This is a genomic window from Clostridium sp. DFI.1.208 (assembly GCF_024463855.1).
In the GTDB taxonomy this organism is placed as follows: Bacteria; Bacillota_I; Bacilli_A; order Erysipelotrichales; family Erysipelotrichaceae; genus Clostridium_AQ.
In genome coordinates this window covers 103051-124769 of record NZ_JANGCA010000008.1, presented here as the reverse complement: position 1 = coordinate 124769, position 21719 = coordinate 103051, and the positions used below count along the sequence as shown (strand labels likewise).

The window sequence follows — 21719 nt, the reverse complement described above, 5'->3', positions numbered from 1 at the left end:
GTGGACACACCTGTTCTCATCCCGAACACAGAAGTTAAGCATATCAGCGGCGACAATAGCTGGACTGGCTCCAGTAAAGATAGCACGCTGCCAGGTAATCTGACTCATCATCTGATGGGTCTTTTTTAATCATCGACGAAAGATTGTTTTGCTGGTATAAAATACGAAAGAATGGTAAAATTCTCTAGTATGTGAAGGGAGGAATATTATGCAGGATGTACTTCAGGATGTATTCCATGATGCCTTACCGATGATTCCGTTTCTGTATCTGACGTATCTTCTTATGGAGTACCTGGAACATAAGAGCAATGACCGTTTCCGTGAGCGCCTGGAATCCGCACGAGCGCTGGGACCGCTGATTGGCGGTATTTTAGGCATCGTTCCGCAATGCGGCTTTTCTGTGCTGGCAAGTGGTTTGTATATGAATCGTTCCATTTCCCTTGGAACCCTATTGGCAGTATTTATTTCAACGAGTGATGAGGCGATTCCGATTCTGGTGGCGCAGCCGAAGCAGATCCATGTTCTACTCTCTGTGATTGCAGTAAAGCTTGTGATTGCGGTTGTGGTAGGCTATATCGTGGATTTCCTTGTTCGCGGCCATCGGTTAAAGGAAAATCATCCACTGCATGATATCCATGCAGAATGCGATAAGGAGACCAGAGAGGAGCATGCCTCCATTTTCTATATTGCATTCATCCGTACCGTAAAGATTTTTATCTTTGTCTTTGTCGTGAATTTTGCATTATCTGTTTTCATTTACTATATTGGAGAGGATACCTTACGGACGATACTGGCACAGGGATCATATCTGCAGCCGATTCTTGCGGCTCTTGCTGGATTTATTCCCAACTGTGCCGCCAGTGTGATTCTGGCACAGCTCTTTATGGATGGTGTGCTATCCTTTGGCGCACTTGCTGCCGGACTGATTACCAGTGCAGGTCTTGGCTTGCTGGTACTTCTTCGCATGTATGACAATAAAAAGGATATCCTGCGAATCTTTGCCATCCTCTTTGTGACAGCAATCGTGAGCGGAATTGTATTGCAGCTGTTTTAGATCATGGAAGCATGGTCTTCTTTTTTTCAGCTGGAAAGTATAGTATAATAGTTTCAAAGGGGTGCAGACTATGGATTATAAGGAAGAATTTACACAGCTGATTGAAGAAAACAGGCTGGAAGATGCACGCATACTGCTGGAGAGGCATAAGCTGTACGCGAGTGAAGAGCCTTTTTATTATGGAAATATGGGATGGGTTTTAAACCACATGGAACGCTATCAGGAGGCGGAGGTGTTTCTGCGAAAGGGACTCGTCTATTTTTCTGAAGATGGATGGCTGTACAGTCAGCTTGGCTTTTCGCTGGATCGGCAGGGGAATATCAGGGATGGACTGGATGCGTTGCTTAAGGCTTTGCAGCTTGGATTTGATGAGCCCTGGCTGCATGGTGAGATCGGCTGGTGTTATAAGGAGCTGGGTGATTTGAAAAACGCTGTCGCATATTTTGAGAATGGATTGCTGGATGACGCACGCAATGTCTGGCTGCTGTCGCAGGCTGCAGAGGCATATTATGGACTCGGCGATAAGGAAACAGCAGAGGAATACTATGTAAAAAGCTATCGGATCCTGCCGGATGAGGACGCACGCTTTGATCTGGCGAGATTTTATAAGGCTTGTGGCGAATATGACAAGGAGATTCATATTTTGCAGGAGATTCAGCATACGCATTATCAGGACTGGAAGGAATTTGAGCTTGGCTTCGCCTATTTCCAGAAGGATGAGCCGCAGGAAGCACTTTTGCATCTTCTAAAGGCTTTGGAGCTGGGGAGAGATGATACAAGTGAGCGGACGCTGCTGGGGGATGTGTATCGCTCGTTGCATCGAATCGAGGAATCAAATGAGCAGTATAACACATCACTGGAATACTTTGAAAAGGCATTGAATAAGGAAACGGATACCTACTGGATTTATCAGGAAATGATTTGGATTGCGCATAAGCAGCAGGATTGGACAAAGAAGCTGCAGTATCTGGATCGCGCCAGTGAGCAAAAAAAGGATGATATATGGCTGATGTTTCATTATGCCCGCTGCTACAGTGATCTGCATGAGCACGTTCAGGCTATAGAGGCCTGTGAATTCTGTTTGCAGCATGGGGAGGAAGGCCGGGAAATGCAAGATTTGTATGCATGGAATCTGGGAAGAAGCGCACAGGCGGAAAAAGCCATTGCGGTTTTGAATAAACGAATTGAGCGCTTTGGAGGTGAAGCCTGGAATTTCAGCGAGCTGGGCTGGAATTATACGCAGCTGGAGGATTATAAAAAAGCGATTCGCTGCTTTAAAAAGGCCTATGATCTGGAGCCGAAGAATCCGTTAAACTGTTCCATGCTGGGCTGGTGTAATTTGCGTCTGAATCAGCTCGATGCAGCGTTGTCCTATCTTCTGGAGGCACGGCAGCTGGGAAGAGACGACGGCTGGCTGCATTCTGCCTTCGCAGAGCTGTATACAGAAAAGCAGAAATATGCACAGGCTCTAAAGCATTACCAGAAAGCGCTGGAGCAGGGCTATAATGAAGATTGGATAAAAAAGGAAATCGCGCAGCTGGAAGAACTGCTCGCGCAAGAGAACGCAAAGGCATAAGGACAGGAGGCTTGCATATGTGTGGAAGATATTTTTTTGAATTGCGAGAGCTGCCGGCATTCGCAAGACTGAAGCAGAAAATCGAGCAGCAGGCGCTGTTTGAATATGCCAGAGAGGAAGTGTTTCCAAGCAATTCGGCACTGGTACTCGTCGACGGACAGGAGGATTATGAGCTGGATGTAATGAAATGGGGAATTGAGGGACCATATGGCAGGCTGATCAATGCGAGAAGTGAAGGCATTGAAAAGAAAAAGACATTTCGTCCTATGCTTTCAAAGAAATGTCTGATTCCGTGCAACGGATTTTACGAATGGGTGAAGGTAGGAAAACAAAAGCAGAAAATACTGATCCAGCGTGAGGATGCTCCCCTGTTTTATCTGGCGGGCATTTATAATGAACAAAAGGAATTCGTGATTGTGACCGGAGAATCCGTGAAAGAAATGAAGGATATACACGATCGTACTCCAATTCTCATGCTTGAGGACCAGATTCCGCTGTATCTGCAGGATGAACTGGAGTTTCAGGTAGATAATGAGCATTTGCTATTTACGGCGGTAGATAATAGGAAATCGCCCGTAATAGAAAAAAGGCAGCTTTCGCTGTTTGATGAGGAGGAGCGATGAAGCAGGCCAGAATTTTGTCATCGGCGTTTCTACTGTTTCTTCTCTGGTGGCTGCTAGCCGTCTGGATGGATAACGATTTCATCATTCCCTATCCTCTCGATGTAGGAAAGCTGATGGTGGCACAACTGCAATCTGCGACCTTTTATCAGAGTACACTTGTCACGCTGCTTCGCTCATGGGGTGGACTTTTGGCAGCATTTGTACTGGCAGGAGGCTGCGCATTTCTGTCTTATCGCATACATATCTTCCATGATTTGTTTTATCCTATTCTTTTGCTCACCCGCAGTGTTCCCAATATTTCCTATATCATCGTCATTCTTTTATGGTTCGGCTCGGAAAGCAGTGCGGCAATCGTTAGCTTTCTTATCATTTTTCCAACCATATACAGCAGCCTGTATAGCGGTTTGCAGCACATGGATGAAAATCTGAAAAGGGTTGTACAGCTGTATCCGGCAAGTGGATGGTATCTGCTGCGTCGCGTTTATCTCCCGCTGCTTTCTTCCTCTATACAGGCATCGTTGTCCAATGGAATCTCTTTGACCTTTAAGGTGGGAGTCATGTCGGAAATCATGGGGCAGGTACAGCAGGGAATCGGAAGGCAGATGAATTTATGCCGACTGACCTCGGATATGACCGGTGTCTTTGCATGGACCGGATGGATCATTCTGATTTTACTGCTTATGGATGCTCTGCTTCATTATGTAGGCAGACAAAGGGTATGAGGATATGGATTCCTGCAATCGATACATTGCGGTGACATGCATGGTATGCGATGATAATAGGAGGGATATAACGATATGGATCAGATTCGTCTTCGACCAGCACGGCAGGAGGATGCGGCCGCGTTACAGCGCTTAAATGCAGATATGCTTGGCTATGACTACTCGCTGTCAGATACACAAGAGCAGCTGCATCGTTTATTAGCTATGCCGCAGCATCTGATTGTGGTGGCAGAAGCAGAAGGAAAACAGGAGCTTGTCGGCTATGTGCATGCACAGGATTATGAAGTCTTGTATTCTTCACCTATGAAGGATATTTTGGGAATCGCAGTACATCCGGATTATCAGCATCAGGGAATAGGAAGCAGCTTGCTTGCATGGATTGAGCAGTGGGCAAGCAGTCAGAATGCCTGTATGATCCGGCTAGTTTCCTCAGAAGCACGGGTAAAGGCGCATGCCTTTTATGAAGCCAATGGCTATCTGCGGGAAAAACGCCAGCTCAATTTTAAAAAGATGATCTAAGAGAAGCTGCGCTGGCATTTGCTTATAAAAAAGCAAGGTCTAAGGTACATAGTTAAGAAATTTCGACAAAATACAGGTCTGAAGTATAGATTTAGAAAAACAGCTTTCCTTTTAGACAATGCGTTGTAGGATAGAAAAGGCTTCCGTTCTCCGTCTGATGTTCAGACGAGCGGAAGCCTTTTCTACTGCTTTTTTATAACCGGGGATACCTTTTTGTAGGATAAGAAGACAATGACGCTGCACAGGATACCCTTCAGCAGATTGAAGGGAGTGGTAGCCATCAGCACCAGTGCCAACAGACCGTTAATGTTCGGATTTACTGCGTGTCCAAATTCAATAATGCGATCCAGGGGAAGATTCATAAAATAGGAATATGCCGGCAGCATTACGAAATAGTTCAGAAGTCCGCCCAGTATCGTCATACAGATCGTTCCTGCAATCAGACCGATCAGGGCGTGCTTTCTTGTTTTTTCTCTTTGATAGATAATGGTAGCCGGAAGTACAAAGGACAGACCGATTAGGAAGTTGGTGAGCTCTCCTACACCCATCGTGATGGTTCCTCCGATGATTAAATTTAATGCGATTTTCAATGCTTCGATGCAGACGGCTGCCCAGGGACCCAGCGCAAACCCTCCGATCAATACGATGACCTCATCAAAGCCGAGCTTATAAAACTCAGGCGCAAAGGGAAGGGGGATTTCAAACATCATGACCAGAAAGGCCAATGCTCCCAATATACTGATTTTGGCGATGGTTTGTACACTCATCCTGCTTTTTGTTGAAACATATGCTGACATATACGATTCCTCCTGTCTGTGTCAGCCTTTTTTCAAAAGAAAAAAGGTTTTCAACAAAAACCTTTAGGGACATATCGAAAAAACTTAACTTCTTTCATCCAGACTTTACTGTCGCCACCGGAGTTTCACACGGTTCGTGCCTTACGGCTTGCGGGGTTTACCGCCGATTGGGAATTTCACCCGACCCTGAAGTTTTTTGTCGGGTATATCATAGCAGTCTTTTCTTATTACGTCAACACTAACGCCCTGTAAAATCATAGCAGCGAGCCTCGTATAGTTACGATTTCCAGCCCTTTGAACAATAGAGAAGGATCAGCATATGAGAGAAAATGAAAATATAGGACTTGCTACATTGGCTCCATATTCTCATAGTTCATAGGTAAATCACATATTTATGAATTGGCTGTGAATCGTAATCTCATATAGTCATATGGCATAAGGCAACAGCGGATACAAGGAGGCTTACATTGCAATTCTTTCTATTCTTTTCGCAGAATGAGCGATAGCAAATGAAAGCAAAGCGAAAGGCATATAAACGTATAGCGAAGAGATAATTGCTGGATATGCCGCTGAAATCATTAGGATACATAGGAAACCTACGAAACTATATTTTGGAGGACATCATAAGGATACATAGGAATGGTGCGAAACTATAAATTGAAAAAAATCATAAGATACATAATAGTGCGAACTGTATATTGGAAGAAATCAGAATCATGAAATGCTTTACAGCATTCCTTCAGACAAACCATAAGAGTGTTTCCTTAGTTTGTAACAAAAAGAGCGGCAGGCATAGCCAAGCAAATGAGAGACACAACAGGATGTATCAGGACTACTTCGACGGCGTGCTTTTCGTTGCAATAGAAGTAATCCTGCAATCCCTTTTTGATAGCTTATGATGCTGTGGAAAATGGACTTTTTGTGTGATATTGTCGTAAAAGTCCAACAGGCGTGGAAATCGGAAATGGAACGTGATATAATATGTCACAATCGAAGGGAGTTTTGAAATATGAAATGGTTTCAGAATTTTATGCGTGGAAGATATGGCGTAGATCAGCTGTCTTTTGCGATATTGATTCTGTATTTTGTAATCACGATTTTGGGTACTGCTTTCCGTATTCCATATATCAGCTATGTGGCACTGCTGCTGATTGTATGGTGCTGGTTCCGTATTCTGAGTAGAAATACATACAAGCGCTCACAGGAGAATGCGGTGTTCATGGGAAAAATCTATCCGATTCAGAATAAATGGAGAACAAAGAAACGCGAGTTTCAGGATCGTAAGACACATAAGTATTACAACTGTCCGAGCTGTAAACAGCGTCTGCGTGTTCCGAAGGGAAGAGGAACGATTACGATTACCTGCCCGAAATGCAAAACGAAGTTTGACAAGCGTACGTAACAGATACTGCCGAAGGAAAGCATCCCTTCCGGCAGTTTTTTTTAGATAGTTGGAGCAGTGCATAGTGCTGTTTTTATGGGATAGCAAGGCAAATCGTGGGTTTTGCCGATTGGCATTCCGCCTGCATCCTCAAGCCATCTGTCTTCTTCCCTGACAGCTCTTTCTCTGTGTAAGTCCTTCACGTTGCCATAGCAAAATCCAAGTGCTTATTTCTGACCTTTTGATTCTGTCATCCGTATTTGTGTGCCTGCTCAATTTCAATTCAAACCAATGTATGTCCGCTAATCGCACATAGGCTGTGAATAGTTCAGCATCTCAAAGCAGCTGAAAGCTACAAAAAAACGCCAGGTATGCTGGCGCTTTCTGTATGCTTATTTTACTTCATCGGATACGCGCTCACGGTAATACTGACGACGCTCATGCGGCTTCAGACCTTTTTTGCGAAGACGGATGCTGTCTGGTGTGATTTCCACCAGCTCATCGTCATTGATCCATTCCAGGGCTTCCTCCAGTGTCATTTCTCTAGGCGGAGTCAGACGCATCGCCTCATCATTTCCACTGGAACGAATCGCTGTCAGCTTTTTGTTTTTCAACGGATTTACATCCATGTCAACGTTTCTTGCGGATTCACCGATAATCATTCCCTCATAGACCTCTGTCTGTGGAGAAATAAACAGGGAACCGCGTTCCTGCAGATTCCAGAGGGCATAGGTCATAGCACCACCGGTTTCTGTAGATATCATGGCACCGTTTGCACGCTGTGTGATTTCTCCCTTATAAGGAGTATAGCCCTTGATTCGACGAACCAGAGTACCCTCACCGCGGGTATCGTTGATGAACTCACTGCGATATCCCAGAAGTCCTCTGGTCGGTGCCTCATAGGTAATGCGGCAATAACCGTTTTCTTCCACCATATCGATCATGACACCTTTTCGCAGATTCAGCTTGTTGATGATGGTTCCGCTGTATTCTTCCGGAGCAAGTGCTACGACTTCCTCTACAGGCTCTACGGTTTTCCCGTTTTCATCCTTGTGCAGAATGACCTCCGGCTTACTAACGGCAACCTCATAGCCTTCCCGGCGCATCTGTTCCAGCAGGACAGAGATATGTAATTCCCCGCGGCCGCTGACCTTGAAGCAGTCACCGCTGTCAGTTGGTTCCACCTTCAGCCCGACATTGACCTCCAGCTCCTTTTCCAGACGTTCCTTCAGATTACGGGAGGTTACATACTTTCCGCTCTTTCCGGCAAATGGAGACTTGTTGACGATAAAGTTCATGCTCAGGGTAGGCTCTTCTACATGAATGCTTTCCAGTGGCATGACATGATCCTTTTCACACAGGGTTTCTCCGATCATGATATCCGGAATACCGGCAACCACCACGATATCACCGCTTCTTGCTTCCTTTACAGAAACACGGCTCAATCCGCGGTATACGAAGATTTGAGAAGTCGTATTGGTACGCTCATGTCCGAAGGAATCACAAATAACAACACTTTGCTGTGCGTTCAGGACACCCTGATAGATACGTCCGATTCCCAGACGTCCGATATACTCATCGTATGCCAGCGCACTGATCTGCATCTGCAAAGGCTCTTCATCCAAATCCGGATATGCTTCACAATGCTTCAGAATCGTCTTGAACAGCGGTTCGATAGAATCACTAGGTGTATCCATGTCATACTGAACGATTCCCTGCTTGGCAACACCGTACAAAATCGGGAAGTCAAGCTGTGCGTCTGTTGCATTCAAATCCAGGAACAGCTCATAAACCTCATCCACAACCTCCTGCGGACGGGCATCCTTTTTGTCGATCTTATTGATCAACAGAATCGGGCGAAGCCCCATTTCCAAAGACTTGCTTAATACAAAGCGCGTCTGCGGCATCGGACCCTCACTGGAATCCACCAGCAGAATAACGGCATCAACGGTCTTAATGATACGCTCTACTTCGCTGGAGAAATCCGCATGGCCCGGAGTATCTACAATATTGATTTTAACACCATCATGGATAACACTGCAGTTTTTGGAATAGATGGTGATACCACGTTCCCGTTCCAGATCATTGCTGTCCATAACACAGTCGACAACTTCTTCATTGCTGCGAAATACATCACTCTGACGAAGGAAGGCATCTACCAGTGTAGACTTTCCTGCATCGACGTGGGCAATGACCGCGATATTTATAATCTTTTCTTTTTCATTCATATTCAATTCCACCTTTTAGACCAACTATAATGATAATACGAAATCGCGGGAATTACAATTTTTTTCGCAGAATAATGCATTATTTTCTCCTGTTTTTCCATATACTTGAAGGAGCAGGTGATAATTCATGAATGTAAGACGTATTGTATGCCCTTTCCTGTGTCTGCTGCTGCTGTGCGGCTGTAGAAGCGAAGAGCTGGATGAGAATAAGAATCCGAATCAGGAGATTGGAACGACCGTACAGGATATTCAATATAAGGATACCTATCTGGAAAGCATCATGTATCCAAAAACCGATATCGCAAAGCTGGATAAGAAAATCAAGGATACGGTGGATACCTATCAAAAGCATTTTCTACAGGCCGTAAAGCCATATAAAGAGAAGCGCAAGGCAGAGTTTAATATAACCTGGCAGTCCTTCTACAAGGATGAGCGTTATGTTTCGGTGAAGCTTGCCATCTATCAGTGTATCTACCAGAAGCAGGAATTTGTGGAAACCATCGTATATGATACCAGAAAACAGGATTTTATACATCTATACGACATTTTTCGTGCGGAGCACATACAGGAGCTTTCCGCAAAAGCATTCGATTACTTTCAAAAACGCTTTCCCGATGAATGTGATAATGACCGTTTCCGTTCCCATATATCCGCAGTGGAGGAAAATTTTGATCGTTTTGTGTTGAAAAAGGATCGCATGGTGTTCTACTTTCCGCAGAAAACATTGTTCGATGAAGCCGCTACCTTTGAATGCAGCTATGACAGCCTTCAGGATGCCGTGGATTTGAAGAATGAGGCACAGCAGACGATTGTACCCTATGAGGATATTCTGAATGAGCCGATTAAGCAGATTGATCCGGATAAGCCGATGGTTGCGCTAACCTTTGACGATGGTCCCAGCAAGCGCTATACGCCTGCAATTCTGGATGCTTTGAAAGAGTATGGGGCTAATGCGACCTTCTTTGTACTGGGCAGCAATGCGGATAATTTCCCGGATATTTTGCAGCGGATGGTGCTGGAGGGAAATGAAATCGGTAATCATACGTATTCCCATAAACAGCTGACGACATTGTCAAAGGAGAACGTTGAGGAGGAAATCATAGCAACACAGGAATCAATCTATGATATTACGCATCGCTATCCGGATGTCATACGCCCTCCCTACGGCAGTAAGAATAAAACGGTTCTGGAATGCGCAAAGGGAAAACGTATCGTCACCTGGTCGCTGGATACGCGCGACTGGCATGATCGGGATGCAAGGGTTGTTGTGGAACGCGTTTTGAAGCAGGTTCAGAACGGTGACATCATCCTGATGCATGACTTATATGCCTCTACAGCCTCTGCTGTGCAGGAGCTGGTGCCAAGACTGCAGGAGCAGGGGTATCAGCTGGTGACCGTGTCGGATCTGTATACCTACAGCAAGCACGTCCGCCATTCCTGAAGCCTGCTGCAATGTGTGCGTACAGGCAGGAAAGAGTGGAGGTGTGCCAGGACTTTCTAGATAACGGTCTACCTCAATAAAAGCAGGGCGATGGTGTCATGTGGACTGCGCTTCTTTCCAGCAAAGCACCGGTAGTTGGATTGCTTTGTACAGGAACCTGTACCTATGGGAGCCATTGCGTATGCGGTGGACATGCTGCCAGTATTACGGTATGTCCACCGCAGCACCCCCACAAAGACCAACTAAAAGAAGAGCAGAGATTGCTGACCTTCTTTTCATTCTGTTTCAGAAAGAAAAAAACACATGCCTTTCAAAATCGCTTTTTGTATGGTATAATAAACAAAAGAGAAAGCTGGGAATGTATGAATTTTCTTATCCTATCCCCGCAATTTCCTGCAACCAACTGGAACTTTTGTGACCGGCTAAAGCTAAACGGTATCAACACCCTGGGAATCGGTTATGAACCGTATGAGGAATTGCGGATCGAGGTCAGGCATGCTTTGCAGGACTACATACAAATACAACAATATCAATCATATGATGCAGTATTGCGTGCAGCGGCGTTTTTCACATATCGCTATGGGCGGATAAACGGTATGGAATCCTTTCAGGAAAGCAGATTGTTTTTCGATGCACGCCTGCGGACGGATTTTCATGTGGAAAGCGGCTGTATGCTTTCCGAGGTTCAGCAATTTCTGGACAGCGGGACACGGCGTGCGTGGATCAAGTCATGTAATGTTGCAATCACTCCGGCAAGACGCGCGCTGACTTTACAGCAGCTACATGGAAATTGGCTTTGCTCGCTATACGATGTCCAGATGGAACAGCTGTTTGCGAGCGATGATGTGGAGGAGCTGGTAAAAGCATGGAAGCCTGAACGTCAACAGCTGCTGGTGCCAAAACTGGAAGGAAGTCTTTATATATGGGAGGCTTTAGTGGATCATCGAGGCGTTCCCCAATCAACTGCGGAAGGATATCTTTATGCAAGACAACAGCGGCAGATGAAAAAAGAGGAGAGGGAGGAGCTGTCAGCGTTTGCTGAAGAGGCTTGCAGGAAGTTGTGCAAACAGGCGTGGAGCTGCGGCTTTCTGCATATGCTGATATGGAAGCGGCAGGGACATTGGGAGCTTTTGGACATACACATCGGAGCGGATCGGTGTGTGTTGCTGAAGGAACAGCCGGACATCTATCAGCTGTGGGCAGATTGCATGTGTGAGGAGATGGAAGGTGTGCGTGGTTTGAATACATGAAATGATAATAGTGCAAGAACAAGGAGGGTATCTTTATGAAAGTGGAGTATTATAAGGAATTGAGTCATGAACTGAATCGGGATATGGAATTTAAGGTGTATGGACATGCGGGGATTCCCTGTCTGGTGTTCCCTGCACAGAACGGTCGGTTTTATGATTTTGAAAACTTCGGAATGATCGATGCTGCGCATGAATATGTGGATGCCGGCAGAATTCAGTTTTTCTGCTGTGACAGCATTGATGATGAAACGTGGAGCAACGAGGATGGCAATCCTAGAGAACGCATTGAACAGCATGAACGCTATTATCATTACATTATTGATGAGCTGGTACCGCGCATACAGGAAATCAGCAGCTATGCCAACGGTGTAAGGGAGCCGCAAGATATGATGACCTGCGGCTGCAGTCTGGGCGCCTTTCATGCATTGAATATCTACCTTCGCAGACCGGATCTCTTTCATCGGGTGCTGGCAATGAGCGGTCTGTATCATGCCGATTATTTCTTCCATGATTATCATGACGAGCTGACCTATCGCAATTCACCAAGTGATTATCTGCCGAATACGCCGGAGGATCATCCGTATATGCAGCTGTATCGCAATTCGGAAATCGTTTTATGTTGCGGGCAGGGAGCCTGGGAACAGGAGATGGAGGACAGTATGCATCAGATGGAGGCAATATTCGCCGACAAGCATATTGATGTCTGGATTGATTTCTGGGGATATGATGTCTCCCATGACTGGTACTGGTGGAAAAAACAAATTGATTACTTCTTACAATTTATGGTATAAGGATCTGTTCTTCAGGTCCTTTTTTAATGGATTTGTAAAGCGTAGTGTGAAGAACAGGAACAGAAGCATCATAGAAAGCATGGTCAGGGGCTGATCGCATGCTGGAAGAAGCGAACAAGGGACAAGGATGTTACAATTGAGGTTTATTATATTAGATATATGTCTAACTATATGATTGACAATTATCTATTTCCATTGTATTATATGATTATCTAATAAAGGAGATAGATATATATGGAACAGGGATATCGACAGATTTTTAAGCAGAGGGAATTCATGAAAATGACAGGGGCGAATTTTATCAACCGTTTTGGAGATTCCATTGATATGATCGCATTTACGTGGCTCGTATTTGAGCTGACGGGATCTGCCAGCTGGTCTGCGATTATGCTGGGAGTGAATATGATACCGAATGTGCTCGTTCAGCCCTTTGCAGGAGCAATCGTAGAGCGTATGGAGAAAAAGAACATCATGATTGTCTGTGATGTTTTGCGTGGAATTCTTACGGCAAGCATAGCTGTTCTGTATATGCTGTCAGCACTGCAGCCATGGATGCTGCTGCTGATTACGTTTTTGAACAACTCGCTGGAGTCCTTTCGCAATCCGGCATCTACCGCCTTTACCCCATTGATTCTCAATCGGGAATGCTTTGATTTCGGCCTTTCCTTTTCTCAATCCTCCTCTCGTATCTGTGAGCTGATTGGCACCGGTATGGGTGGTATTCTGATTGCCGCTCTTGGTCTTTCCGGCGCAATTCTGTTTGATGTTGCATCCTTTTTCATATCCGCGATAATCATATGCTTTATCCATAGCTCAGAACAAGCGGAGAAGGGGACGGTGGATGTCCGCAAGAGCATACACCTGTTGAAGGAGGGCTTTCGTTATGTGAAGGGAATGCCGTTATTGATCGTGATTTGTGCCTGCGCTATGCTGATGAATATGCTGCTTGTGCCGTACAATTCCTTTCAGGCACCCTATATCAGCGGAATTTTGCATCAGGGGGCAGATCTGCTGTCAGTCTCCTCACTGGCACTTTCCATCGGTATGGGTATTGGCTCCTTTGTGTATCCGTATCTGCATAAGCATATACACAACCGTCCCCTGCTGTTGATCGGAGGTGTTTCCACCGGCTTTTATTATCTGGCTCTGACTCAGATCGTGCATCTGCAAAAGCCCTCTGCCATTTATGCAGCCATGGCGGTAGCGGCCTTTCTCTTTGGCTGCTGTATCGCCATTTTGATCAGTATCATCAGTATTTCACTGATGAAGCATGTGGAGCAGTGCTATCTTGCCAGAGTCAGTGCCATCTTCAATGCTGCAGCTACCATTGCCATGCCGCTCACCTCCTTTGCGATGAGCGCCATCTGCCTGTATGTATCGCTTCCTGTCATCTTCGCATCCTTCGCTTTGTTTACTTTCCTTGTATTTGCTGGTATGATATTCCTGAAACAGCTGAGACAGCTGTAATACAAAGGAGTTGTCGCATGTGAAAATCCTGTTTAAAAACTGGTTTCAGCCCATGCTGGAATGCTGTGGGCTGCTGGAGGACTGCCAAAGAGAGGAACGCTATGAGGAAACGCTGCGGGGCGAGCATCTGAGTGCTGAAGAGGAAGCGCGTATCCAGTCGCACATCGATGTTATGGTCAAGCTTCGTGAGGAGATGGATCCTATCTTCAAGAAGGACTATACGGATATGCAAATTCTGTTTCAGGACAAAACCTCCGGAAAAATCACTCCCTTTCGCAGCTTTCTGATCAGCTATCTTGATATGAAGGAAACGGACTGGCGAAAACAGCTGCAGCAGCTGCGCAAGGTTTGCAGTGAGGACAGTGACTGCCTGCTTCGTGCCTACGTCAGCAATTTTGATGAGGATAAGGACTATCGAACAGCAGACAGCACGCAGCTTCTGCAAGATCTTCATGCCACCTCTCTTACTGCTGAGGATAAATGGGAGCTGTTGATGAAATCCAGGAATATGCCTGCGATTCTGGATAAATGGGAGGAGCTGTTTATCCGGCTGCTTGCCGTTTTAAAGCGCTATCGCAAGGCGTATGAGCAGGCTGCCCGGGAATTTGAGGATATGATACAGCATCAGGAGGAGCTGTTGAAGGAGCTGGTGGAGCTTACCGGCATGAAGCTGGAGGTTCTTTCGGATACCGAGGAGCTACTCGTTCTGCCTGCCTTTTCCGGCTTTCGCTCCCTGTCCTTTCTGACACAGGACTTGCGCGAGCACGGACAGGGAACGCTGATCTGGGGGCTGGATATTCTGCTGCTTTTAAAGCATAAAAAGGCCGGCGTATCCGTTGATACCATCTGCAGCAGCCTGAAGCTGCTCAGTGATAAAAGCAAGTTTGAAATTTTGTGTTATGTATCCCGACAGTGTGCCTATGGCGCACAGATTGCCAAGGAGCTGCAGCTGACAACACCGACGATCAGCTATCATATGCAGGCTCTGATGAATGCCGGCTTTATCAAATTCCGTAAGGAAAACAACCGTTTGTACTATTCTTTAAACCGTGAATATCTGGAGGAATTTCTGGAGATGACCAAGCAGAAGCTGCTGTCTAATTCCTAGTAAAATGCTTCACATATTTTCACGTATTTCAAACATTTTTTATCCAAATAAATATCATATACTATTACACGAGCAAGGAAGTTAACCTTGCTTGTATGTACTCATCATTCTCCCTAATGATAATTCATACAATTTTCTATCCCCTTAAATAACATAATTTTTGGAAAAGCCGGACCCCCTTAACCGGCTTTTTCCATTTTTTTTGCAGTAAGACCGGTTTTTTCTAAAAACTGTCAACTTCATGAACCATAGTTGCACAAACCGCAGGTTTCTGATAGGATGTACGCAAGAGGTGTTGATGATGAAGGTAACTGCATACAGAGACCCGCTGACCCTGAGTGTGGATATCGCACAGGAGCGGGAAAAGGCATTGGTTCTGTGGGAAATGGAAAAGCGCAAGAAGCGTCTGGAGGAGCTATGTGCAGCCATTCCCTCCATGCTGAAAAAAGAAATCATGGAACAGCTGGATGAGCTGATTGCTCTGGGACTGGTTTCCCGGATCGTCCATGTGCATAAGAAGCCGACCAGGATTGAATATGCGCTGACAAACCGCGGTGCCATGCTTTTGAAGTGTCTGCGAAAAATGATGGACGTCGGAATCGGTGTTATGATGGATTATCATATGGAGGAGGTTCTGATGCAGGAGGGCTATATCGAACGGGTGGAGGACGAGCCGGCACAGACTGTGGAAACACTGCAGAATACATAAGGTTCTGCGGTTTTTTTTGTATTGTTACATATATTGTGGAACAATACAGTCTATACTAGCATTGAGGTGATTGTATGGCTTATCTATCATTTCCGGACTTCATGGAAAAGAAACGGTATCGATTTCAAAGCAGATTGTGGGAGGGGGATCCCATGTACCGCTCAAAAATCTGGAAGGCACATCGTCAGGAATATGCGAAGGTCTGCCGGTTTGGCAAATATGCCAATGACCGGAAGCTTCTGGATGAGGAGGTAATGCAGTATGAGCGCCGGATTCTGGAGGTAAGAAGAAGCAGCGGTCTGCTGAGTGAGCAGGAATTTATGCAGCTTCAGGACGAATTGCTTCAGCAGTTTCCCCAGTGGTGAAGGTATGCAGGGCAATCTTGCTTTCTCTGCCTACCTGATATAAAAAAAAGCCACCCTTTGGTGGCATGCCGCAAAAATACTGCCTAGGTATCTTTCTTTCTTCACGGGCGGCAACAGTAACATTATAGAGGGAAGGCATAGCGTTTGTAAAGCTCATGTCCGCAGAAAAATCCAAGTTAATGAAAAGTTTATATTTGCATGAGCACAATGAATGCATGCGGGATGTAAGCGATTAACAGTGTGTGTGCTGTACATAGGCATAGAAATTATGTGTTTGTATGGGGAGGCTATGTCTGCTGTATCACACCGCTTTTCTTTTCCATGGTGAAAGCTGTATTGCTTATGCTATGAAGACTGGCATTGCTGCCTGTATGCAAAGACTGAAACAAGAAAAAAAGCGCTAGGGATACGCCTTTTTTCTTAATACAATAAATTATTAAGGGGATAGAATGTATAGAAAATAATTAGGGGAGTTATTTTCTATCTAGGCGAAGAATATCTTTGCCCACAGTTACTATAATAAAAAGATATAGTTAAAAGATATGTAAATTGTGTGAAAATATGTGATTAAGTCGGAATTTTCCCTGTTTGCCAAGGAAACCTGTTTGGCTTTTGCTATCTATTAAACAAAAAGTTTAAAATATTAAACTTTTTGTTTGCAGGGTATTGCATATGCTCAGTTTTATGTTATAATCATCCTGTTTCAAATATAATACGCAAAGTTTAGTATTACTAAACAAAGGGAGGTATGTATGGATATCGGGCAGAAGATAAGGCAGTTACGTACACAGAACAATCTTACTTTGGAGGAACTCGCGTCGCGGAGTGAATTAACGAAGGGCTTTTTGTCGCAGGTTGAACGAAACCTTACATCCCCTTCCGTTTCCACTCTGGAGGATATTTTAGAGGCGCTGGGTACCGATCTGGCGTCTTTTTTTAAAGACAGCAAGGAGAACAAGGTCGTCTTTAAAAAGGAAGATTATTTCGTGGATGAGCATGAGGAATATTGTATCCACTGGATCGTGCCGAATGCGCAGAAAAATGAAATGGAGCCGATTTTGCTGGAGCTGTCACCGCAGGGCAGCAGTAAGGAATTCGATCCGCATGACGGGGAGGAATTCGGATACGTGCTGGAGGGCAGAATAACGCTGGTGAACGGCGATCAGGAATATCCTGTAAAAAAGGGGGAAACCTTTTATATTAACGGGAAATATCGGCATTATTTGAAAAACAACGGAAAAAATGAGGCGCGGGTATTGTGGATCACCACTCCGCCGCTGTTTTAAGGAGGCGTAACGTATGGAAGAGAAAAAACTGATACAGTTTCAGAATATCGTGAAGGACTTTGACGGTACTCTGGTGCTGAAGGGAATCAATCTCGATATTTATGAGAATGAATTTGTGACACTGCTGGGACCCAGCGGATGCGGCAAAACGACGCTTTTGCGTATTCTTGGGGGATTTCTGAATCAGAGCGAGGGGCATGTGATCTTCGATGGGGAGGATATCACGGATGTGCCTCCTTATAAGCGGGAGCTGAATACGGTATTCCAGAAATACGCATTGTTTCCGCATATGAATGTATATGATAATATTGCGTTCGGCTTGAAAATCAAGAAGATGAGCAAGGATGTCATCGAGCAGAAGGTATTGAAGATGCTGAAGCTGATCGGTCTTGAGGGCTATGAGAAAAAGGATGTCACACTATTATCCGGAGGGCAGCAGCAGCGTATCGCGATTGCGCGTGCCCTGGTGAATGAACCGAAGGTGCTGCTTCTGGATGAGCCGCTTGGTGCACTGGATCTGAAGCTGCGCAAGGAAATGCAGTATGAGCTGAAGAAGATTCAGCAGGAGGTGGGCATCACCTTTATCTATGTAACCCATGATCAGGAAGAGGCCTTGACGATGTCGGATAAAATCGTGGTCATGAAGGATGGCGAAATTCAGCAGGTAGGAACACCGACGGATATTTACAATGAGCCGGAGAATCGCTATGTTGCGAATTTTATTGGGGAAAGCAATATCATCCCGGGTGTTATGCTGGATGACTACAGGGTGATGTTTGATGATATCAGCTTTGACTGCGTGGATTTCGGCTTTAAGAAAAATGAAAAGGTGGATGTCGTCATACGTCCGGAGGATTTGGATATCGTGAAGGAAGAGGACGGCAAAATGACAGGCATCGTAAAAAGTGTGCTGTTTAAGGGTGTGCATTACGAGATTATGGTGGAAACCGTTCCGGGAACCACGGTTAGTGTCATGATGAATGTAACGGAGGAGCACGACGTTGCCAGCAGTGATGCCAAGGAGCGTATTTCCGCCAATGATTTCTATGTGGATATCGAGGATGTGAAGGAGCTCAACGATGCGGAAATCATCGCCCGTGCGGATGCACAGGCATGGAGTCCGCAGGATGATGAATATATTTCCATCAATAAGATTGAATATGATATACCGGAGGAAATCGGTACGTATCCGGTAACCTTCTCCACCAGCTCCGGAACGAGTGTATCCATCAAGGTGTTTGTGGTGCAGCAGAAATACGTGGAAAATCCAAAGGCGAATGAAGCGATTTCCGCCTTCAACTTCTTTAAAACAGTGGATGAGCTAAAGGAAAGTGCAGCCATTGATACCGATTTGAAAACCTGGGCAAATGCACAGAGCTGGAAGCTGAGTGATGAAAGCGATGTGGAAATTTCCGATGTGGATTATGATTTCGATCCGGATAACATTACCGCAGGTACCTATCAGGTTACCTTCTCTACACAGGGTAGGGAATTTAAGGTTCATACAACGGATATCGCCGAGGAAGGAGCCGAAGTGGGTCTGAGCTTCTATCCGGAGGATATCCATGTCATGAGCAAGATGGGATACTGACATGAAGACCTTTAAGCGATTAACGTATCCGTATATCATCTGGATTACGGCCATGATCGTCATTCCCATGCTTCTGATCATCGTGTATGCCTTCACGAAGCAGGGCAATGATGTGGCAACGCTGCAGTTTACACTGGAGCACTTCAAAAAATTCTTTACAGACCCTGATTTCTTAAAAACGCTGTGGCTTTCCCTGCGGATTGCCTTAATGACAACGGTATTGTGTGTCCTGATCGGGTATCCGGTGGCGTATGCGATTTCACAGTCCAGTAAACGCAATCTTCTGATACTGCTTGTTACTTTGCCGATGTGGATCAACATGCTGGTACGTACGTATGCATGGATCGGGATTCTGGCAGACAATGGATTGATCAATCACATTCTGACCTACTTCGGTATGGAGCCGGCGAAGCTGCTGTATACGGATGGCGCCGTGGTGCTGGGAATGGTATACAATTTCATACCGTTTATGATTCTGCAGATTGAATCCTCGCTGGCGAAAATGGATCGCTCGCTGCTGGATGCGGCAAATGATCTTGGCGCAAACCGTGTGGAGCGCTTTCGTAAGATCACCTTTCCATTGTCACTGCCCGGTGTTATTTCCGGTATCACGCTTGTATTTCTGCCATCGGTGTCCAGCTTTGTCATTCCCAAGCTGATGGGTGGCGGTGGATACATGATGATCGGTAATGTTATCGAAAATCAGTTTATCACAGTAGGTGAATGGAATTTCGGAAGTGCCATCTCCATGATCATGGCAGTGATTATCATGATCAGTATGTATGTGACACGTCGTCTGGATAAGGGAGATGACAGCGTACGTGCAAAACGGGGAGGGAATGTGCAATGAGAAACAGCAAGCTTTCCAGAAGAATCATCCTTGGGCTGGTGATGGTATTCTTTTACTTTCCGATTTTATATATGCTGATTTTTTCCTTCAACGGCAGCCGCTCCCTGACGAGCTTTGACGGCTTCTCCCTGCAGTGGTATCACAAGATGTTCAATGACCGCAATATGATGGAGGCCATCTATTATACGCTGGTTACCGCTGTTGTGGCGACATTTGTTTCTACGATTGTCGGAACGATTACCGCCATCGGGTTGAGCAAGTCCCGCCGTATTGTACGGGAGGTTGTACAGCAGATCAACGATCTTCCTATCATGAATCCGGAAATCGTTACCGCTGTGGGATTGATGCTGTTTTATGTGTCTTTGCATATGGAAAAAGGCTTTCTGACCATGCTGCTGGCACATATCGCATTTTGTACGCCATATGTAATCCTAAGTGTCATGCCGAAGCTTCGCGGGCTGGATCCCAATCTGGCTGAGGCAGCGATGGATCTGGGCGCAAGACCGACGCAGGCGATGTGGAAGGTCATCGTTCCCCAGATTATGCCGGGAGTTGTATCCGGTGCGCTCATCGCCTTTACAATGTCCTTTGATGATTTCATAATCTCATATTTTGTGACCGGTAACGGTGTGAAAAATATCTCTACGCTGGTATGGACGATGAGTAAGCGAATCAATCCGAGTATCAACTCCCTGTCCACACTGATTGTCATCATGATTACGATTACCCTGCTGATTGTGAATATCGTTCCTATGGTGCGTGAAAAGGCGGCCCGCAACAATAAGCCGATTTCCTATAAGGTCAGCGGTATTGTCGGTATGTGCTTTGTACTGGTGATCGGAGGACTGCTGTTTGCTTTGAAGGGCGGCGTCGGCAATACCTCAACAGAGGATGCCGTTGCGAAATATGGCAGTGATACGCTGAAGGTGTACAACTGGGGAGAGTATATGGACCCGGATGTCAATGCAGCCTTTGAAAAGCAGTATGGGGTAAAGGTGATTTACGATACCTTTGATTCCAATGAGCTGATGTATACCAAGCTGCAGGGCGGCGAAAGCTACGATGTTCTTGTCCCGAGTGATTATATGATTGAGCGTCTGATCAAGGAAGAGAAGCTGCAGCCGCTGGATAAAGGTGTGGTCACGAATCTGGCAGTGCTGGCAGATGGTGTCAAGGGATTGAGCTATGACCCGGACAATACGTATTCCGCACCATATTTCTGGGGAACGGTCGGTATTGTCTATAATAAAAATAACGTGGCAAAGGCCGATCTGGAAAAAGAGGGCTTCAATATCTTTCAGGATACAAAATACAAAGGAAGACTGTATCTGTATGATTCAGAACGTGACAGCTTCATGATGGCTCTGAAGGCACTGGGCTATTCCATGAATACCTCCAGTGAAAGGGAGCTGCAGGAAGCCTATGAATGGCTGGTGAAAACAGTATCCACAATGGACCCGGAAATTGTGACGGATGAGGTCATTGATGCGATGATCAACGGCAATAAGGATTTGGCACTGGTATACAGCGGCGATGCAGCCTTCATCCTGTCCGAAAACAAGGATATGGAGTATTTCATGCCGAAGGAAGGAACGAATCTTTGGAGTGATGCCATGGTGATTCCTAAGGATGCCAAAAATCCAAAGCTGGCGAATGAATATATCAACTTTGTTCTGGAATATGAAGAGAGTATGAAGAATTCACTGTTTGTCGGCTATGCCTCCAGCAATGGCGAGGTATTGGATGAGCTGAGTGGCAAGGATGGCGAATTTTATGGAAATAATGCCTATATGCCGCGTGTCGGTTATCCGAAGGATGAAATCTTTGAATATAACGAAAAGACGAAGAAGCTGATTTCCGATTACTGGACAAAGGTAAAAATAGCGAAATAGAGGTGGGATTCATGAAAAAGGCAATCTACCGTATTCTGATACTCATGGTCGTTGCCGTGATGGTCGTAT

Annotated in this window: 18 protein-coding genes, 1 rRNA gene, 1 pseudogene and 1 riboswitch; of the genes and pseudogenes, 18 read left to right on the top strand and 2 right to left on the bottom strand. The window is 45.5% G+C overall.

Annotated features, from left to right (window positions below; translation table 11 throughout):
* The 6 genes from rrf to NE665_RS06290 all read left to right on the top strand — a co-directional run.
* A 5S ribosomal RNA gene (gene rrf / locus NE665_RS06315) occupies positions 1-96 on the top strand; the annotation flags it as partial.
* A 112-nt stretch (positions 97-208) separates the two neighbouring features.
* The gene (locus NE665_RS06310) at positions 209-1054 is read left to right on the top strand and encodes a putative manganese transporter (protein WP_117444542.1); all 846 of its coding nucleotides are present in this window, start codon (positions 209-211) and stop codon (positions 1052-1054) included.
* Positions 1055-1124: 70 nt separating this feature from the next.
* Positions 1125-2630, top strand: coding sequence for a tetratricopeptide repeat protein (locus NE665_RS06305; protein WP_178760166.1), 1506 nt, complete (start codon positions 1125-1127; stop codon positions 2628-2630).
* Between the two features lie 17 nt (positions 2631-2647).
* The gene (locus NE665_RS06300) at positions 2648-3253 is read left to right on the top strand and encodes an SOS response-associated peptidase family protein (protein ID WP_178760165.1); all 606 of its coding nucleotides are present in this window, start codon (positions 2648-2650) and stop codon (positions 3251-3253) included.
* Positions 3250-3975: an ABC transporter permease subunit gene (locus NE665_RS06295; protein WP_178760164.1), complete on the top strand. Its 726-nt coding sequence runs from the start codon at positions 3250-3252 to the stop codon at positions 3973-3975. Before NE665_RS06300 ends, NE665_RS06295 begins: the two co-directional genes overlap by 4 nt.
* Positions 3976-4050: 75 nt before the next feature.
* Positions 4051-4494 (top strand): GNAT family N-acetyltransferase, encoded by a 444-nt coding sequence (locus NE665_RS06290; RefSeq protein WP_233104757.1) that lies wholly within the window; start codon positions 4051-4053, stop codon positions 4492-4494.
* 182 nt (positions 4495-4676) lie between these two features.
* Here the strand turns inward: NE665_RS06290 and NE665_RS06285 are convergent, their stop codons facing one another.
* On the bottom strand, positions 4677-5291 hold the full coding sequence (locus NE665_RS06285; RefSeq protein WP_117444538.1) for an ECF transporter S component: 615 nt from the start codon (positions 5289-5291) through the stop codon (positions 4677-4679).
* 82 nt (positions 5292-5373) lie between these two features.
* Positions 5374-5489: riboswitch (FMN riboswitch) on the bottom strand.
* Positions 5490-6300: 811 nt separating this feature from the next.
* On the opposite strand from NE665_RS06285, the gene NE665_RS06280 reads away from it, so the two are divergent.
* Complete coding sequence (locus NE665_RS06280; RefSeq protein ID WP_117444537.1) at positions 6301-6693, top strand: hypothetical protein; 393 nt, start codon at positions 6301-6303, stop codon at positions 6691-6693.
* A 371-nt stretch (positions 6694-7064) separates the two neighbouring features.
* On the opposite strand, the gene typA is transcribed toward NE665_RS06280, so the two are convergent.
* On the bottom strand, positions 7065-8900 hold the full coding sequence (gene typA, locus NE665_RS06275) for a translational GTPase TypA (RefSeq protein ID WP_117444536.1): 1836 nt from the start codon (positions 8898-8900) through the stop codon (positions 7065-7067).
* A 127-nt stretch (positions 8901-9027) separates the two neighbouring features.
* On the opposite strand from typA, the gene NE665_RS06270 reads away from it, so the two are divergent.
* The 11 genes and pseudogenes from NE665_RS06270 to NE665_RS06220 all read left to right on the top strand — a co-directional run bounded on the left by NE665_RS06270 (position 9028) and on the right by NE665_RS06220 (position 21650).
* Complete coding sequence (locus NE665_RS06270; RefSeq protein WP_117444535.1) at positions 9028-10341, top strand: polysaccharide deacetylase family protein; 1314 nt, start codon at positions 9028-9030, stop codon at positions 10339-10341.
* A 362-nt stretch (positions 10342-10703) separates the two neighbouring features.
* The gene (locus NE665_RS06265) at positions 10704-11591 is read left to right on the top strand and encodes a hypothetical protein (RefSeq protein WP_233104756.1); all 888 of its coding nucleotides are present in this window, start codon (positions 10704-10706) and stop codon (positions 11589-11591) included.
* Between the two features lie 35 nt (positions 11592-11626).
* Entirely contained in the window at positions 11627-12382 is a 756-nt protein-coding gene (locus NE665_RS06260) for an alpha/beta hydrolase-fold protein (RefSeq protein WP_117444534.1), read from the top strand.
* 234 nt (positions 12383-12616) lie between these two features.
* Complete coding sequence (locus NE665_RS06255; protein ID WP_117444533.1) at positions 12617-13849, top strand: MFS transporter; 1233 nt, start codon at positions 12617-12619, stop codon at positions 13847-13849.
* A gap of 19 nt (positions 13850-13868) precedes the next feature.
* Positions 13869-14957 (top strand): winged helix-turn-helix domain-containing protein, encoded by a 1089-nt coding sequence (locus NE665_RS06250; RefSeq protein WP_117444532.1) that lies wholly within the window; start codon positions 13869-13871, stop codon positions 14955-14957.
* Positions 14958-15255: 298 nt separating this feature from the next.
* Positions 15256-15666, top strand: a complete 411-nt coding sequence (locus NE665_RS06245) for a winged helix-turn-helix transcriptional regulator (protein ID WP_117444531.1) — start codon at positions 15256-15258, stop codon at positions 15664-15666.
* Between the two features lie 74 nt (positions 15667-15740).
* Entirely contained in the window at positions 15741-16031 is a 291-nt protein-coding gene (locus NE665_RS06240) for a hypothetical protein (protein WP_117444530.1), read from the top strand.
* A gap of 752 nt (positions 16032-16783) precedes the next feature.
* Complete coding sequence (locus tag NE665_RS06235; protein ID WP_117444529.1) at positions 16784-17317, top strand: XRE family transcriptional regulator; 534 nt, start codon at positions 16784-16786, stop codon at positions 17315-17317.
* Positions 17318-17330: 13 nt separating this feature from the next.
* Positions 17331-18332, top strand: a pseudogene (locus tag NE665_RS06230) (ABC transporter ATP-binding protein); the annotation flags it as partial.
* A gap of 577 nt (positions 18333-18909) precedes the next feature.
* Positions 18910-19758 carry an ABC transporter permease gene (locus NE665_RS06225; RefSeq protein WP_002610062.1) on the top strand — a complete coding sequence of 283 codons (849 nt, stop codon included), beginning with the start codon at positions 18910-18912 and terminating at the stop codon, positions 19756-19758.
* Positions 19755-21650, top strand: coding sequence for an extracellular solute-binding protein (locus tag NE665_RS06220; protein ID WP_117444527.1), 1896 nt, complete (start codon positions 19755-19757; stop codon positions 21648-21650). Before NE665_RS06225 ends, NE665_RS06220 begins: the two co-directional genes overlap by 4 nt.
* Positions 21651-21719 lie beyond the last annotated feature (69 nt).